The sequence below is a fragment of the Bacillus haikouensis genome (assembly GCF_013179555.1).
In the GTDB taxonomy this organism is placed as follows: Bacteria; Bacillota; Bacilli; order Bacillales; family Bacillaceae_B; genus Rossellomorea; species Rossellomorea haikouensis_A.
The window spans coordinates 1-1587 of record NZ_JABMCR010000509.1 but is presented as its reverse complement, the minus strand read 5'-3'; the positions used below and the strand labels follow the sequence as shown (position 1 = coordinate 1587).

Below are 1587 nucleotides of genomic sequence, written 5' to 3'. Positions count from 1 at the left end.
ACTTTTTGAAACATTTCTCCATGCTTATCCGTATAAGTAAGGTAGAACACAAACATGGGGAGGATATCATGAAGAAATTAATTGGAATTGGAACGGCTGCACTACTGGCGATTAGTCTGACTGCCTGCGGGACGACAACTGGTGGGAAAGACTTGGAAGGCATCATGAATTCCGCCATTGATGCATCTGAGAATCTGGAGAGTTTTCATGTGAAGATGGAGATGGATCAGGATATTATTCCGGCAGGTGCAGAGAGTGAGAAAGTTTCACAGGCGTCCACAATCGAAATGGATTATGTAACAGAGCCTCTTGGGATGTATCAAACGACTGAAATGACGATGATGGGGATGCCGATTGAATCGGAAACCTATTTTACTGAAGAAGGCCTTTATACAAAGGATTCGATGAGTAATCAATGGCAGGCTGCACCGAAGGGACTGTCAGATTCAATTGTTGAAATGAGTAAGAATCAAGCGGATGCCTCTGAGCAGCTGAAGCAACTGAAGGAATATGCAAAAGATGTGAAATTTGAAGAAAAAGAGGATCACTACATAATTTCATTTACAGCTTCAGGCGATGAATATCAGAGGCTGGTAGAAGATACGATCGAATCCACAATGCCTGAAGGACTGATGCCAAAAGAACTGCTGGAAGGCATGAAGGTGAACGAGTTAAGTTACACATATGAAATCGATAAGAAGACGTATCATCCGCTGAATTTCTCAGTGAATATGGATTTTGACATGGAGATCGAAGGTCAGAAGGTTCAATCTGTACAGAAGATGAAAGGAAGCTACTCAAAGATTAACGAAATTGATAATATTACGATTCCTGCAGAGGTGATAGAGAACGCAGTTGAAATCGATGAGGCTGCCTTGAAAAATGAATAAATATAAATACCAAAGGCCCGTTTCCTTGTTGCGTTAAGCAAAGAGGAACGGGCCTTTGAACTTAGATGACTGATTTGCGTTCGATCAGTTCGGTGGATAGTTTGTAGTAAGGTTCAACGCTTTCCTTCGACAGTACCTGGAAGATCAGATGAACTGCCAAGGCGCCTGCTTCGTACTTCGGCTGCCGCATGGTGGTAAGCGGGGGAGAGACGTACTCTGAAAGCTGGATATCATCGAAGCCGATGATGGAAATATCTTCGGGTACGGAGATTTTCTTTTCATTCAACGCTTGAATGCCGCCGATGGCCATCTCATCATTTGCGTAGAAGATGGCTTGCGGTACATCCTTTTGTGCGATCAGCATTTTAGTAGCCTGATAGCCGCCTTCCCTTGTGAATCCACCTGAAACTTTCCACTTGGGGCGGTACTCGATTCCGTGTTTCAAGAGAGCATCTTTATATCCTCTAAATCTGCGCTCGTTGTCATGAGAATTGTACGGTCCGCTGACGAAGGCGATTTCCCGGCTGCCTTTATCAATAAGATACTCGGTAGCCATATATGCACCATGTACGTTATCGACTTCAATTTGAACGACATGATTATTTCGCACACTCCGGTCAAGGACGACAATCGGAAACCCTTCGCGGGCAGAATCAAGGATGGTTTCGTCATCGATGTTATGAGCAAGTATGATGAC

The 1587-nt window shown here is 44.0% G+C and carries 2 protein-coding genes; one reads left to right on the top strand and one right to left on the bottom strand.

Annotation, left to right across the window (positions count from 1 at the left end; translation table 11 throughout):
- The coding region (locus tag HP456_RS23760; RefSeq protein WP_216663410.1) for a DUF6612 family protein at nucleotides 1–890 on the top strand (890 nt) is incomplete at its 5' end.
- 61 nt (nucleotides 891–951) lie between these two features.
- Here HP456_RS23760 and HP456_RS23755 read toward each other — a convergent pair.
- Nucleotides 952–1587 (bottom strand): substrate-binding domain-containing protein (locus HP456_RS23755; RefSeq protein WP_172255617.1); only part of this gene is annotated, 636 nt, incomplete at its 5' end.